General features: G+C 66.7%; 10 protein-coding genes. 4 read left to right on the forward strand and 6 right to left on the reverse strand.

What is annotated here, in order from left to right; genetic code table 11:
- Positions 1 to 129: 129 nt before the first annotated feature.
- A complete protein-coding gene (locus HH308_RS10425; RefSeq protein ID WP_170194141.1) occupies positions 130 to 3,117 on the forward strand; it encodes an AMP-binding protein in 2,988 nt (995 codons plus the stop codon).
- Positions 3,104 to 4,012, forward strand: coding sequence for a helix-turn-helix transcriptional regulator (locus HH308_RS10430; protein ID WP_170194142.1), 909 nt, complete (start codon positions 3,104 to 3,106; stop codon positions 4,010 to 4,012). Before HH308_RS10425 ends, HH308_RS10430 begins: the two co-directional genes overlap by 14 nt.
- 1,208 nt (positions 4,013 to 5,220) lie before the next feature.
- Here HH308_RS10430 and HH308_RS10435 read toward each other — a convergent pair.
- From HH308_RS10435 to HH308_RS10450, 4 genes are all read right to left on the reverse strand, one after another.
- The gene (locus tag HH308_RS10435; protein ID WP_170194143.1) at positions 5,221 to 6,315 is read right to left on the reverse strand and encodes a Zn-dependent alcohol dehydrogenase; all 1,095 of its coding nucleotides are present in this window, start codon (positions 6,313 to 6,315) and stop codon (positions 5,221 to 5,223) included.
- 61 nt (positions 6,316 to 6,376) lie between these two features.
- On the reverse strand, positions 6,377 to 7,567 hold the full coding sequence (locus tag HH308_RS10440) for a CaiB/BaiF CoA transferase family protein (protein WP_170194144.1): 1,191 nt from the start codon (positions 7,565 to 7,567) through the stop codon (positions 6,377 to 6,379).
- A complete protein-coding gene (locus HH308_RS10445; protein WP_170194145.1) occupies positions 7,557 to 8,402 on the reverse strand; it encodes an alpha/beta fold hydrolase in 846 nt (281 codons plus the stop codon). The genes HH308_RS10440 and HH308_RS10445 overlap by 11 nt, the downstream gene beginning before the upstream one ends.
- The gene (locus HH308_RS10450) at positions 8,399 to 9,847 is read right to left on the reverse strand and encodes an aldehyde dehydrogenase family protein (protein ID WP_170194146.1); all 1,449 of its coding nucleotides are present in this window, start codon (positions 9,845 to 9,847) and stop codon (positions 8,399 to 8,401) included. The genes HH308_RS10445 and HH308_RS10450 overlap by 4 nt, the downstream gene beginning before the upstream one ends.
- A 211-nt stretch (positions 9,848 to 10,058) precedes the next feature.
- Between HH308_RS10450 and HH308_RS10455 the strand changes: the two genes are divergently transcribed.
- Positions 10,059 to 10,844, forward strand: coding sequence for an N-acyl homoserine lactonase family protein (locus HH308_RS10455; protein ID WP_170194147.1), 786 nt, complete (start codon positions 10,059 to 10,061; stop codon positions 10,842 to 10,844).
- 16 nt (positions 10,845 to 10,860) lie between these two features.
- On the opposite strand, the gene HH308_RS10460 is transcribed toward HH308_RS10455, so the two are convergent.
- Both HH308_RS10460 and HH308_RS10465 read right to left on the reverse strand, forming a co-directional pair.
- Positions 10,861 to 11,718 (reverse strand): helix-turn-helix transcriptional regulator, encoded by an 858-nt coding sequence (locus HH308_RS10460; RefSeq protein WP_170194148.1) that lies wholly within the window; start codon positions 11,716 to 11,718, stop codon positions 10,861 to 10,863.
- A gap of 646 nt (positions 11,719 to 12,364) precedes the next feature.
- Entirely contained in the window at positions 12,365 to 13,579 is a 1,215-nt protein-coding gene (locus HH308_RS10465) for a PucR family transcriptional regulator (protein WP_211188384.1), read from the reverse strand.
- 145 nt (positions 13,580 to 13,724) lie between these two features.
- Between HH308_RS10465 and HH308_RS10470 the strand changes: the two genes are divergently transcribed.
- Positions 13,725 to 15,209: a flavin-containing monooxygenase gene (locus HH308_RS10470; protein WP_170194149.1), complete on the forward strand. Its 1,485-nt coding sequence runs from the start codon at positions 13,725 to 13,727 to the stop codon at positions 15,207 to 15,209.
- The last annotated feature ends 7 nt before the right edge of the window (positions 15,210 to 15,216 follow it).

Genomic DNA, 15,216 nt, shown 5'->3' on the forward strand with positions numbered 1-15,216 from the left:
ATGGTCTCCTCGTGCGGGGCTCTGATCAAGACGTGGTCCAGATCACACCAAGTTCAGCGAATCAACCAGGTGCCATCAGCCCCCCTCATCGCGATGGTTTCCGCCGCCGCACCTGCCCTAACGTTTGAAATGTCTTCCATCACTACCGTTCAATGCGAGAAGAGGTTGCCGGTGAACCCGCTGTCACTGGTGTCGGCCGTTGCCGACCGGGTCGGGTCAGGAGCCGCCGATGCGGTCGACATGGTTCGGCGTGCGGACACGACCGCCCGCAATGTCGGGGAGTACCTGCGCTACGGCGGCCTCCAGATCGACGCCGAGTCGTCGCCGTACGACGTCGTGGCAACCGAACCGATTTACAAACTGCGACACTATTTCGCTCAGGACGCTGCTACGGATCTGCCGGCTCTGGTGTTGGTGCCGCCGCTGATGATGGCCACCGAGGTCTACGACGTCGCGCCGCAGTCGAGTTCGGTGAAGGCCGTTCACGAATGCGGCATCGACGTGTGGGTGGTCGACTTCGGCAGGCCCGAAGACGAAGAGGGCGGCCTGGAACGGAACATGGGCGACCATGTGCTGGCGGTCAGTGACGCCGTCGAGAAGGTCCGAGCCGCGACTGGGCGCGACGTGATCCTCAGCGGCTACTCGCAGGGCGGCCTCTTCAGCTACCAGGCGGCGGCCTATCGGCGCTGCGAGGGAATCGACTCGCTCGTGACGTTCGGTTCGCCGGTTGACTTCCAGGCTGCGCCGCTACCCATCCCGCTCTCGATGGAATCGTATGCGCAGATCGCCGAGGGACTGCTGGAAAGTCGGGTACTCGACTACATCTCGCTGCCCAGCTGGTTCAACAAGGCGTGGACCCGGATGCTCGATCCGATGGCCACCGTCAAGTTCAAGTTCAACTACTACCGCGCGCTGAGTGATCGCGAACAACTGCTCCCGGGTGAGCAGCAGCGCAAATTCTTGGACGACGAGGGCTGGACGGCCTGGTCGGGGCCCGCGATTCGGGAATTCCTGCAGCAGACGATGGTGATGAATCGGATGCTGTCCGGCGGTTTGGTCGTCGGTGACCGGACGGTGACGCTCGCCGACATCGACTGCCCGATCATGATCGCCGTCGGTGAAGGCGACAAGGAAGGACACCCGGCGTCGGTCCGCGGCATCAAACGTGCCGCTCCGCGCGCCGACGTCTACGAATTGACTTTGCGCGCAGGACATTTCGGCATCGTCGCCGGGGCAGGAGCGCGCAAGCGCACGTGGCCGCGGGTCGCCGAGTGGATCCGCTGGCGAGCAGGGCAGGGCGACCTGCCCGAGACCATCGTGCCCTCCGATGAGGTGGTCTCCGACGTCGCGTGGACGCCCAGTGACCTGTCGAACCGCGTGCAGACGGTGCTCGACCTCGGGATCGGCGCATCGTCGTCGGCCGTCCGCGCGGCCAACGGTGCGCTCGGCGCCGTGCAGGCGGTGGTCCGCGAACGCGGTTCGCAAGTCCCGCTGGTCAACCGGCTGGACGGATTGCGTTCGGCGACCGAGATCTCGATCGGCCTGTTGATGGCCGAGTCGGCGAACCGGGATCCGGACGGGATCGCGTTGATGTTCGGGGATCGCGTCGTGCGCAATCGAGCGCTCGGCGACCGGATCGACGCCGTCGTCAAGGGCATGATCAGTCTCGGTATCCGGCAGGGCGATCCGGTCGGCGTCCTCATGCGGGCGCGGCCGTCGGAGCTGACCGTCATCGCAGCCATCAGCCGACTCGGTGCGACCGCGGTGCTGATCCGGCCCGATTGGGACTCCACACCGCAAGCGCGGGTGGGCGGTTGCCGCTGGATCATCTCCGACCCCGAGCGAGTAGCTGAAGCTTCGCTGCCCGGTGTCCAGTGGTGCGTGCTCGGCGGAGGTGCCGGTGAACGGACCCTTCCCAAGCATGTGATCGACATGGAACAGATCGATCCCGACCGGGTCACGGTGCCGAAGTGGTACCAGCCGAACCCCAACCGTGCCTCCGACGTCGCGTTCATCCTCTTCACCGGCGACGAGTCGACTCCGCGGACCCGGGTCATCACCAATCGGCGCTGGGCGCTGTCCGCGCTGGGCACCGCGAGCGCGGCGTCGCTGAAATCCAGCGACACCGTCTACTCGCGCACCCCGCTGCACCACCCGTCAGGGTTGATGATGGCGGTGGGTGCTGCGATCGCCGCGGGCTCGCGACTCGCATTTGCCAGCGCCCCCGACCGGGACACGTTCTGGGACGAGGTCCGGCGTTACGGCGCGACCCACGTCTCCTATACCTGGACATCCCTGCGTGAGATCGCCGATGGCCCGCGGCATCCGATGGAACAGGACAACCCCATCCGGCTCTTCGTCGGATCCGGGATGCCGCGCAATCTGTGGCGCCGGGTCAACGAACGCTTCGCGCCCGCCCGAGTTCTGGAGTTCTACGCCTCGCCGGACGGGGAGGCGATCCTGGCCAACGTCGCAACGACGAAGGTCGGGTCCGTCGGGCGACCGCTGCCGGGGACGGCCCGGGTGAAGGTCGCGGCATTCGACCCGGAGAAGAAACAGTTGGCTTACGGCGCCGACGGGCTGGGCCGGCAATGCGCACCCGGTGAGCCGGGTGTTCTGCTCGCTCGCGGTGACGACGCGGTGAATTCGCGGACACTGGTGCGCGGGGTCTTCACCAGCCACGACGTCTGGCAGTCGACCGGCGACATCGTCGTTGCCGACGCCGATGACGATGTGTGGCTGATCGACCCTATCGCCAACCTGATCGACACGCCCGGCGGGGTGGTGGCACCGTCACGGATACAGAATGCACTCGGCCGAATCACCGGCGTCGACCTCGCGGTCGCCTACGCCGCCGAGGCAGACGACGACACAGTCGTGGTGGCGGCGATCACGCTCTTCCCCGGCGTCGAGCTGACGAAATGGGATCTGCAGTCGGCGCTGGTACGGCTCGAGCGCAATCATCGCCCGCACACCGTGATGAGCGTCCCCGAGATTCCGGTGAGCACCTGGTCGAGGCCGCTGCGGACGGGGTTGCCCGACGTCGTGGGCGAGCAGGGCACGGCGACTCGCCGATGGCAGCTGGCCGAGGACGGGGAGTCCTATGAGCTCGCGTGATGCGAGGCAGGAAGCGAATGACCTCACCTCGCTCCCCCGGGAGATCAGGGAATTCCTGATCAGCCGTCGGGGTCGTATCACCCCGGACCAGGTTGGACTGCGGGCGGTCGGCAACCGACGCGTCCCCGGTCTGCGGCGAGAAGAGGTCGCTCAGTTGGCAGGCGTATCGACCGACTACTACACCCAGATCGAACGCGGCGCGGTCGGTGGCGTTTCGGACGAGATCGTCGGGGCCATCGCGCGGGCGTTGCGACTCGACGACACCGAATCGGCCCACCTGTTCACCCTGGTACGGGCGGCGAGAGCGCGGCCCGGGAGTCGGCGACCGTCGGGTCACGGACGCCGCAAAGTGCCTGCCATGGTGAGCGAACTGATGAATGCGATGTCGGGTGTGCCCGCAGTCGTGCAGACCGGCACACTCGACCTGGTCGGCGCGAATGCGCTCGGTCGCGCCCTCTACGACGACGTGTTCACCCGGACCCAGCAATCAGCGCCCAACCTGGCGCGGTTCATCTTCCTCGACCCGCACGCCGATGAGGTGTTTCCCGCCTGGGGTCGCACCGCCGACGACGCCGTCGCGATGCTGCACGTCGAAGCCGCACGATCACCGTATGCCTCGGCGGTGACCACGCTCATCGGCGAATTGGCAACGCGCAGTATCGAATTCCGCACTCGTTGGGCCACCCACAATGTGGTGGCGCACAAGCAGGGCGTCAAGCTGTTCGCGCATCCCGTCGTCGGGGAGCTGTCGCTGCACTACGAGGTGCTCGACGTCGCGAGTGCGCCCGGACTCTCGCTGGTCGCCTTCAGCGCCGAATCCGGATCGCCGTCGGCGGACGCTCTGCAGTTGCTGGCGAACTGGACCGGGTCGACCGTGGGTCTGCCAGCCGACTAGCTAGTGGATTGTCGCACTTAAAAAGTTGTATGATGTTGCGTTGCTCTGCCGGTTGAGCGAGCGGAGCGAGTCGAAACCCCCACCGGCCGGACAATGGCGAAAACCGCAGCGTCGCAGTGGTTTCGACTCGGCTTCGCCTCGCTCAACCCGCAGGATGCGGCGAAGCGGGGTGAGCGCAGGATATCAATACCATTAGGCGCGACAAACGACAAGTGGGTTGTCGCGGCGGGACGGCGTGATGTTGCGGCCCTCTGGGTCCGAGCGGCCGATTGCACTCTGTTCCGTCACCGACGCCGGGGGAACATTCACCCCGCCACCGCTGAACAGGCAATTTCCAATCACGGCCAGTGCACTCTGCCGACGGGTCACACTCTCCACTACCCCAACGTCAGGCGTGCGCAGCGCCCGAGGAGGATTTGGCATCGATTCGTTGTTACCGGTGGGGCAGGTGATGGTTGTGTCGGGTGCCCGGCCGCTGTGCCGCGGGAGAGTGGAGACGCTCGCAAACGGTTCACCTCGTTTACTCGCAGTCACCTCGCCGCTGACGGCGGGTGTGTGCGAGGAAACGAGGTGGACGTGACGGCCATAGACTCGCGTCGCTTGCCCAGCGTGGGTATCACCGAATCGCTCTACGCCCGGCTACCGGGGGCGTCGATTCGCGTCTGGACCGCGCCACGGCCACGTTCGCACTGCGGTAACGCGTTCACGCGACGGTAGTTGAACAGCTACTGCGGTACCCCGTTCCCGCGGACGTAGCCACCGCCGCGGGAAGAGGCTACGGTGGTGCGAATCCGGTTACCGCAGTGCAACATTGGCTACCGCAGCGCGATCGGCTCGGTCACGAAAAATTCTTCGCAGCCGCAGCAAGCATCGCGGCGGCAGTGCCCGACGCACGCCGAGCCATCCAGGCACCCATCACATCCCCGCGGTTCCAGGGTCTTTGCGACTGACGCCACGATCGACACCACGATCGACACCGAATACCCACCCGACAACCCCCGACCTCAACAACCACACAACCCTCACTCGCCCCAGCAGTGACAACGAACCGATCCACCCGCAATTGCCATTCGGCCCGGATGGTCAGCCGGGCGCGGATACCGCTTGCTGTCGTTGGAGGAACCTGGCGGCGCAGCTGATTGATCGAGTGCCGGCGGGCTCGCTACGCTCGCACGACGGCAACTCGATCACCCAAGGGCTTCGCCCACCTACGACAACACCACCGCGCGTGCGCCCTGTTCGTCCGCGCAATAGTCGACGGCGCGGCCGATGTCGGCGAAGTCGAATGTCTCGGTGACGAGTTGGTCGAGCAGTAGGGCGCCGCTGCGGTACAGATCGACCAGCCGCGGGATGTCGCGCTGCACATACGCCGACCCGTACAGACACCCTTTGACGGTCTTGCCCGCCATCACGACGTTGTTGAACACTTCTTCGACCGCGACACCGGGACCGGCCCCGACCAACACCGTCGTGCCGCCGCGCCGCGTCATCGCGACCGCCTGATTGACCGTCTCGGGGCGGCCGGCGACCTCGATCACGACATCGGCGCCCCGTCGGCCCGTGAGTCGCTGAACCGACCGCACGACGTCGTCGCCCGCGGTCAGCGTATGCGTGGCACCCAGTCGGGTTGCGAGTGCAAGACGTTCGGGGTGCACGTCGACGGCGATGATCGTGGTGGCGCCGGCGATTCGGGCGCCCTGCACGGCGTTGAGTCCGACGCCGCCGCAGCCGATGACCGCGACCGCATCGCCCACACGCACGCCGCCGGTATTGACTGCCGCGCCGAACCCGGTGAGCACGCCGCAACCCAGCAGTGCGGCCGAGGCGATCGGCACTTCGTCGCTGATCGCGATCGCCGCGCCGGACGGCACGACCGTGCGCTGCGAGAAGCTGCCCAGTCCGCAGAACTGCCGAATCGCGGTGCCGTCCAGGCTCATTCGGGTAGAGCCGTCCGGCATCGTGTGCGCGCCGAGCATCGTTCGCGGGCGTCCGCACAGGTGCTGCTCAGCACGTTGGCAGTAGTAGCAGGTGCCGCAGCTGGCGAGCCACGACAGCACGACGTGGTCGCCGACGGCGACGTTATCGACTCCCTCTCCGACTGCCGCGACGACGCCCGCGCCTTCGTGGCCGAGCACCAGTGGGAGCGGGGCGGGCAGTTTGCCGGAGAAGACGCCGACGTCGGAGTGACAGATTCCGGTCGCGGTGACGTCGACGACGACTTCGCCGGGCCCGGGGTCGGCGACGGTGATCTCGGCGATGCGCAGCGGCGCACCGGCTTCTTCGAACAATGCTGCGGTGGTCATGAATGTCCTAACTTCTCGGGGAGGTGCGATGCGAATTTCACGTGGGGCATTGATCAGCCTCCTAACGGATTGCTTCGGCCCGCTGCAGTGCGGCGATGGTGTCGGCGTCGAATCCCCAATCGCGCAGCGCGGCGCTGGTGTCGGTGCCGGGTGGAACCGACGCAGCGGGGATCGGGGCGGGCGTCCGGCTGAATCGCGGCGCGGGAGCGGGTTGCAGGACGTCGTCGACGGGCAGGAACGTCGAGCGTGCGGTGAGGTGGTCGTTCTTGAGGGCCTCGTCGAGGTCGAGTACCGGCGTCGTGCATGCCTCGCGGCCGTCGAAGCGACGTTCCCAATCGGCGCGTGTCGCACCGCGGAAGACCGTGCCGAATACCTCGCGCGTACTCGGCCAGTCATCTCTATTCCATTGCGTTGCAGCAAGATTCGCGGGAAGACCGAGGACGTCGAGCAGTTCGGTGTAGAACTTCGCCTCGATCGCGCCGACCGCCATGAATCCGCCGTCCGACGTTTCGTACACGTGGTAGAACGGTGCTCCGCCGTCGAGTGCGTTGGTGCCGCGGTCCAGACTGAACATGCCGGCCTGGCGCTGGCCGTAGAACACGCCGCCGAGCAGTGCGATGCCGTCGACCATGGCGGCGTCGACCACCTGGCCGCGCCCGCTGATCCGGGACTCGAATAGCGCAGACATCACACCCATGGCGAGCAGGAGTCCGCCGCCCGCGTAGTCACCCAGCAGATTCAACGGAATGACCGGTTCTCCGCCGGTGGTCCCGATCGCGGCCAGCAGACCCGTGAGGGCGAGATAGTTGAGGTCGTGGCCGGCGGTCTGCGCAAGTGGGCCCTCCTGCCCCCATCCGGTGGCCCGACCATAGACGAGTCGCGGATTGCGGCCGAGGCACTCGTCGGGTCCCACGCCGAGTCGTTCGACCACGCCCGGGCGATTGCCTTCGAGCAGAACGTCGGCGCGCTCCACCAGTGCGAGCACGGCGGCGACGCCGTCGGGATGTTTGAGATCGATTGCGGCGGAACGCTGCCCGCGGTTGTTGACGAATGCGGGTTCACGTCCGTTCGCCGCGCCGAGGTCGGTCCGCAGTCGCCCGACGTCGGCGGGGCGATCTATCCGCAGAACCTCCGCGCCCAGATCGGACAGCATCATGGCGCACCACGGCCCGGGTCCGAGGCCGGCCAGCTCGACGACTCGTAGTCCGGCCAGCGGTCCCGCCGCCGGGCGCAACGATTGCTCAACGGTCATGGGTGATCTCCTCGATCAACGACGATGTGGCCTCGTAGGGCACCAAGTGCCCGACGCCGGGCAGGGCGGTCAGTCGGGCCCCGGGGATGAGCCGGGCCAGCGTGCGCGCGTTCGACACCGGGACCACCGGGTCGTCAGTGCCGTGCAAAATCGTCGTCGGGGCCGTGATGCGCGAGAGGCGTCCCGGATCACGCCACGTCGTCGCAGCGGCCGATTGGAGCATCGGCCCCCACCACGAGAGTCCGGCGGCGGCGAGTTGGACCGCGAACTCTCGCATGGCCTCCGGGTGTTCATGTGCCGCACCCGGGCCGCCCAGGGCCCAGACCCCGCGTTGCCACCGCGCCGACGTCGACGGAATCGCCAACCGGGCCATCAACACCGGCGTGCGTGTCATCGGGAGTCGCATCTCGGGCACCGGCGGAACCGAGCCGACCAGAATCAGTTTCGACACGCCTTCGGGATATCGGAGGGCGAGTTCCTGCGCGACCATGCCACCGAGCGACCAGCCGACGACGACGGCCGACGAGATGCCGTGGTCGAGCATGGCCGACCGCGCGTCGTCGGCGAGGGTGGCGATCGTGTAGGCCGTCGAGAGATCTCGTGAACGCCCGGTGCCGCGGGCGTCGACGCGGAGCACTGTGTGACCGGCCAGTTCGATCACTTGGTGCGGCCACACCGTGCCGGCCGCGCCGAAACCGTTGAGCAGCAACACCGCCGGACCGCTCCCCGACACGGTTGCGGCGACCCGGGGACTTCCCAGGACGGGACTGTAGAGCGTGTGGTTGAGATGTACCGCGGCTGCCGTCGCCGCGGACAACACGGCCGGGATTCTCACGCGCCCACCAGGATCTGCTTGGTCTCGGTGAATCCCAGAATGCCGAGCGCCCCCGACTCACGGCCCCACCCCGATGCCTTCATACCGCCGAACGGTGCCGCCATCGACGGCCCCAGTGAGTTCACCGCCACTGCGCCGGAACGGATTCGAGTGGCGACGTCGACGCCCAGCGCGGTGTCGGCGGTGAACACCGCGCCGGACAGGCCGAAGCGTGTCGCATTGGCCAGGCGCACGGCGTCGTCGATGTCGCGGTAGGTCTGCACCGCGGTCACCGGACCGAAGACCTCGTCCTGAACCAGCGAGGATTGCTCCGCGACGTCGGTGAACAGCGTCGGCTCGTGGTACCAGCCGGCGTCGAAGCCAGCGGGACGTCCGCCGCCGGCGACCAGCCGTGCGCCGTCGGCCAGCGCTTTGGCCACGGCGTCTTCGGTGCGGGTGCGGGCGCGTTCGTTGATGAGCGGACCGATATGGGTTGCCGGATCGCGGGGATCGCCGATGACCAGCCGTCCCCACGCGGCTTTCAGTGCGTCGACGATCTCGTCATGTCGGTTGTGCGACACCAGGATCCGCGACAGGGCCGCACACACCTGGCCGGCGCCGTTCGTCGCACCGGGAACGACGATGCGCAGGACCGCGGACAGATCCGCGTCGTCGAGGACGATCGCGGGCGACTTGCCGCCGAGTTCCAACTGTGTGCGCGCGTAGCGGTCGCGCGTCGCGTCGAGAACGTCCTGAGCCGCCACATGGCCGCCGGTCAAGGAGACGAGATCGACACGGGCGTCGCGCGTGAGTGTCTTGGCGACCTCGACGTCGCCGGTGACGATGCTCAGCACTCCGTCGGGAAACCCGGCCTGACGTGCGCAGTCGGCGACGACGGCCATCGTCAGATGTGATTCGGGGGCTGCCTTGACCACGACCGGACAACCCGCCAGCAGGGCGGGAATCACCTTCGACGCCACGGTCAGGACCGGTCCGTTGTAGGGGAGTATGGCGACCACGGCGCCGACCGCCTCGAGTCGCACGGTCACCGTGCCGCCCGCGACGTCGGTGTGCCGATCGGCAAGGACATCTGCGGCGCCGTCGAGGGCCGCACGCCAGGCCGGCACCGTCGCATAGCGGTGTATCGCTTTGCTATGGCGCACCGGCATGCCTGCCTCGACCGCCCAGATGCCGTCGAGTTCGGCCGCGCGGGCGTCGACGAGTTCGAGCCAGCGGCCGCAGGCCGCGACACGGTCGGCCAGCGGCGTGCGGGCCCATGTGTCGCGTGCCGAATGGGCCGCGTCGATCGCCGACGTCGCATCCGCGATGGACGGTGTGGTGACCGACGCGAGCAACGAGCCGTCCGTTGGCGATCCGACGTCGCGGGTCGAGCCGGTCGCCGCACGCCACGCGCCGCCGATGAACACTGCGTCGAGATGATCGATCGACGGATGTACGCGCTGCATGATTGGGCGTCCTCGCTGTCAGATGTGGTCGCCGGCCTTCCGCGGCCGAGCGCATTCTCGTCGTCGAGCCTAAGCGGCGAAATCCGGTGCGGGCAGCGCTCAACCAGGTGCTGTCAACCCCTCTTAGGGGAAAATCGTGGACTGGTCGACGGCCCGCTGGTGAGACTTGGTCGCGAGCCGCTGGGATAGCGGTGAGACAAGGAGAAGCGTCATGACCACCATTTCCCGCCTCTGGGCGCTCGACGCCCCGACCGTCACGATGGACGACAGCATCATGATGTTCGGCAAGGGCGGCACCGAGATCACCATGCCGCTGCCGTCCTTCCTGATTGAACATCCGGTGCACGGCCTGCTCATCTTCGACACCGGCATCGGCGGAGCAGGCGATCCGGCGTCGGTGTACGGTCCCGCCGCGCAGGTCTACAAGATGAACTTCCCCGCCGAGTACGCACTGGACAGGCAATTGGAGAGCCTCGGGTTCACCACTTCCGACGTGAAGCGGGTCGTGATCTCGCATCTGCATTTCGATCACACCGGCGGACTACACCACTTCCCGGGCGCTACCGGGTACATCGGATCGGGTGAAATGCGCTACGCGAAGACACCGGATCATCATGTGGCAGTGCATTTCATGCCACCGGATCTGGAAGCGGCGGCGCAGATCGACTGGTTGGAGTTACCGGTCGGCTACGACCACGACGTATTCGGCGACGGCAGTGTCGTCATTCTGACGCTTCCCGGGCATACGCCCGGATCATTGGCGCTGCAGTTGCGCTTGCCCGACGCTTCGACGCTTATTCTGTCCGGCGACGTCGCGCACGATCACGATAACGTCAGCTGCTGTGCGGGCATGCAGGCCGACTCGGATACGGCTGCCGCCGTCGAATCACTCAAGCGACTGAAACTGCTGCGCAGCCGCCCCGACACCACCGTGTGGGTCAATCACGACATCGCCGATTGGGAGCGCATGCGTGCGAACGGCAGACAGGTGATCTGACGCCGCCCGGCTCCGCTCAGTCCGCGTTCGTTGTGCACCACGTCGACAACAACTGCAGCGGGTCGGTATCCGCGACGTCGGCCGGAGTCGAATATCCGACGAGGTAGATCCCTGGAGCACTGGCGATACGCAGGGTTTCGTAGTCGAGGTCGAACCTGCCGACCGCGGGATGGTCGAAGGCCATGGAACCGTGAATTCGCCCGACCACGTCGTGCCGCGACCAGCGGGCGCGGAACGCCTCGCTGTGCGCCGACAATCGATCGATCACCGCGGCCGTGCGCCTCGAGTGCGGAGCCCGGGCCGCTGCCAGCCGCAGCATGCCCACGGCATCGTCGGCCGACTCCTCCCAGTCGACGAAGAAGTGAGCTGCGCGTGGATCGAGGAAGATGAACTCGGCGAGATTCGACCGAGTCGACGAGTCCGACGCGAAGAGATCGGTGTAAAGGGCCCGCCCCAGGGCGTTGGCGTCGACGACGTCGAGGCACGTCGTCTGGATGAGGGCGGGCAGGCCGGACATCGCGGCGAGCATCGCCCGCACGGTGGGCGGCACCGTCGGGGGCGTGGCGGGACTGCGGCCCTTGGCCGTAGATCGTCGCTGCACCGATCGGACGAGGCTGAACAGGTGGCGCGTCTCGTCGTCGTCGAGCCGCAGGCCCCGACCGATCGCGCGCAAGATCTCGTCGGAGACGCCGGTGACCTGGCCGCGTTCGATCTGCGTGTAGTAGTCGGCGCTGACGCCGGCGAGCTGAGCGACCTCTTCACGGCGAAGTCCGGGAACTCGTCGGGCGCCACGCCAGGTGATCCCGGCGGAGTCCGGCGATATCCGTGCGCGGCGTGTGGTCAGGAAGTCTTTGATCTCCTGCCGGTTGTCCATGAGTCAACGGTAAGCCGTTCCGGTCAGAGACGACCACTCCGCTCCGCGAGTGCCGAAGCGAGGTGTCGAAGTAGAGGGTTGGCGAGAGCCCCACCTGTAGCCGGAAATCCGTCGATTGAGCGAGCTTGCGAGTCGAAATCATGGTGAATTCTCGACTATTGCAAGGTTTTTGGTGCGTTGTCATCGTCGACGTGCGTGGTTTCGACACGGGCCTTCGCTAGCGCTTCGGCCCGGCTCAACCGGCGGTTGGGGCGTGCCGTCATCGCTCCGACCCGGCTCGACCGGCGGCCGGGGCGTGTCGTCATCGCTTCGGCCCGGCTCAGCCTGGTTTCACCGGTCGGGGCACTGCATCTGCTGGTTGAGCCGCGAGGAGCGCAAGCGCGCCGTACTGAGCGAGGCGCTAGCCGAGTCGAAGTGACGAGCGTGTCGAAACCCCTGTACCACAATGTATTTGATGGTAGCGCACGTGTCGAACTGTGATGAAATCGAACATCGAGGCGTGTGCACCCGTCGGGTGCACACGCGACACTCGCCGGGTCACATCGCCGATATTGGAGCGGACCGTCGAAAGTCGTTGTGGCTGAGAGGTTTCGACACGGGCCTGCGCTAGCGCTTCGGCCCGGCTCAACCGGTGGTTGGACCGCGCTCAATCGTCGTCGGGATCGTCGGCGACGAGGACCGCTGGGCCCAGGTAGTGCGCCAGATCGAGGGCCAGGGTCACTGCCAGCCGTCGACTGCTCGGCGGGTAACCCAACAGATCTGTAGCGCGGGCTACGCGCTGGAGAACCGTGTTGCGATGTGTGTGCAGCCGCTGCGCTGTCCGCGGGGCGTTCTCGGCCTCGTCGAGGTACGCGCGCAATGTCGCGCGGAGGCGCTCCTCACGGTCGCCCCGCGAGGCGAGCGGCCCGAGTGTGCTCGCGACGAATCGTGCCGCTGCGCCGCCCCGGCTGGCCAGCAGCACCGGCTCGACGTCGCTTGCATAGACCACCTGCTCGCCGGCGGTATGTCCGCCGACCATCTCGCTGACCTCGAGCGCAGCCAGATGTGACGCGCGGAACCCGGCCAGACCTCGCAGTGTCGGCCCGACGGCGACGCGCACTTCGCCGAAGCTCCGCGAGAGGACGGAGCGAGCGAGGTTCGGGGCCGGAATCTGCTCGCCGGGAAGCCAGGCCCAGAGCGTGCGGGCGCCCGCCGCGATGGTGAGCGCGGGCCGTGAGCCGAACGCATGAGTCAGTCTGGTGACGGCGTCTTCGAGAACGCCGTCACCGCCGAGGCTGTCGAGCCACAGCACCATGGCCGCATGGCGGTTGGCCAGCTGGTATCCGAGTCGCGCCGACGCGATCTGTTCCTCGATCGGCGCACCGTCGATGATCAGCCGAACGGTCTCGGCCCGCCGTGCCGGAGCACCCCCGAGCATCTCTTCCCGGACGCGTTGGGCCTCGTCGAGCAACGCGGCGAGGACCGTGTCGACGTAATTGAACAGAATGTCGGCGAACTCATCGAACAGCACGATGAGATCCCCACCGTCGGGCGCGAGTTCATACGCGATCTTCATGAACCGCTGCCAGACGACGTTCTGTCCCCGACGGTAGGCGTGGAAGATGACATCGATCTCGATGCCGCGCCGTACCACCGTGCGGATGACGTCGAAAGCCTCCGGCGGCGGAGTCGACAGCGCCGATCGGTCCCCAGACAGCACGGCCGACAACACGCGTTCGACGTTGGCACGGTTGCTCGCCATCATTTCGCGCGCGATGGCGCGGTCCGCGCTGAGGCCCGGCGCGATCTGCACTTCTGAGGAGTTCATCGCTTCGACGAGACCCCCGGCGTCGGCGAGCATGCGTTCGGCAACTCGATCCATGAGACTCCTGCGCACGTCCACTCGACGAGTATGTGCCACTGCCCACTCGATTACTGAAGATTCGTGCGATCGACCATAGGACGGCGGCAATCACGAACCTATCGTGATTGGCATCACTTCAGTTCAGGCAGCGAAGGAGCCTCCCATGACCAGCACCGCCACCACCGACTTCGACGTCCTCGTCATCGGTGCCGGGATCTCCGGCATCGCTGCGGCGTACCACCTCAAGAAGCATCGTCCCTCGGCGACGTTCGCGATTCTCGACGGTCGTACCGAGATCGGCGGCACCTGGAGCCTGTTCAACTACCCGGGCATCCGCTCCGACTCCGACATGCCCTCATTCGGCTTCGGATTCAAACCGTGGACCGACAAGAAGTCCATCGCCGACGCACACATCATCCTCGACTACCTCAACGAGACGGTCGACGAGAACGGCATCGGCGCACACGTGCGATTCGGCCAGAAGGTCCTCGCCGCCGACTTCGACTCTGCTGCCGCCCGCTGGACCGTCACCGCACGCGACGTCGAAACCGGCGATCTCACCGAGTACACCGCGAACTTCGTCTACTCCGGCACCGGCTATTACAACTACGAGGCCGGATACACCCCGGAGTTCGACGGCATCGAGTCGTTCGGCGGTAGGGTCGTCCACCCGCAGCACTGGCCGGCCGATCTCGACTACACGGGCAAGCGAGTCGTCGTGATCGGCAGTGGCGCCACCGCGGTGACCGTCGTGCCGAACATGGCCAAGACCGCCGGACACGTCACCATGCTGCAGCGCTCGCCGAGCTACGTGTTCTCGTTGCCCGCTGAAGACGCCATCGCGAACACCCTCAACAAACTCGTCGGCCCCGACCGCGCGTACCCGATCATCCGGCGCAAGAACATCGCTCTCAACCGGGGAGTCTTCAAGGCCGCCATGCGATTTCCCGCTGCGGTCCGCAAACTGCTCATCGCCGACGTCAAACGGCGGCTGCCGAAGGGCTACGACGTCGACACCCATTTCAGCCCGGCCTACAACCCCTGGGAACAGCGACTGTGCATGGTGCCCAACGGTGATCTGTTCACAGCGATCTCGGCGGGCACGGCGTCGGTCGTGACCGACCACATCGACCACTTCACCGAGACCGGCATCGCATTGAAGTCGGGCCGGCACCTCGACGCCGACATCGTGGTCACCGCGACCGGGCTCGACCTGCTGCCGTTCGGCGGGATCACCCTGTCGGTCGACGGCACCGACGTCGATGTGGCCGACACCGTCGTCTACAAGGCGATGATGCTCAGCGGTGTGCCCAATTTCGTCTTCGCCATCGGCTACACCAACATCGCCTGGACTCTCAAGGTCGACCTCATCTGTGAGCACATGATCCGCATCCTCGACCACATGGACCAGCACGGGCATCACACGGTGACGCCGACGCCGGCCGACCCGATCATCGAACGCGGGCCGCTGCTCGACATGTCGTCGGGGTACGTCCAGCGCAAGATCGCGACGTTCCCGAAGGTGGGTACCAGCGGACCGTGGGGCCTGACCATGGCCTACGAGGATGACGTCGTCCGGCTTCGCCACGGCGCGGTCACCGACGACGCGCTCGTCTTCTCCGCCGACGTCCCCGCGTTGGCCGGGTGAGCACACG

Origin of the sequence: Gordonia asplenii, from assembly GCF_012933505.1 — a bacterium.
Classification (GTDB): Bacteria; Actinomycetota; Actinomycetes; order Mycobacteriales; family Mycobacteriaceae; genus Gordonia; species Gordonia asplenii.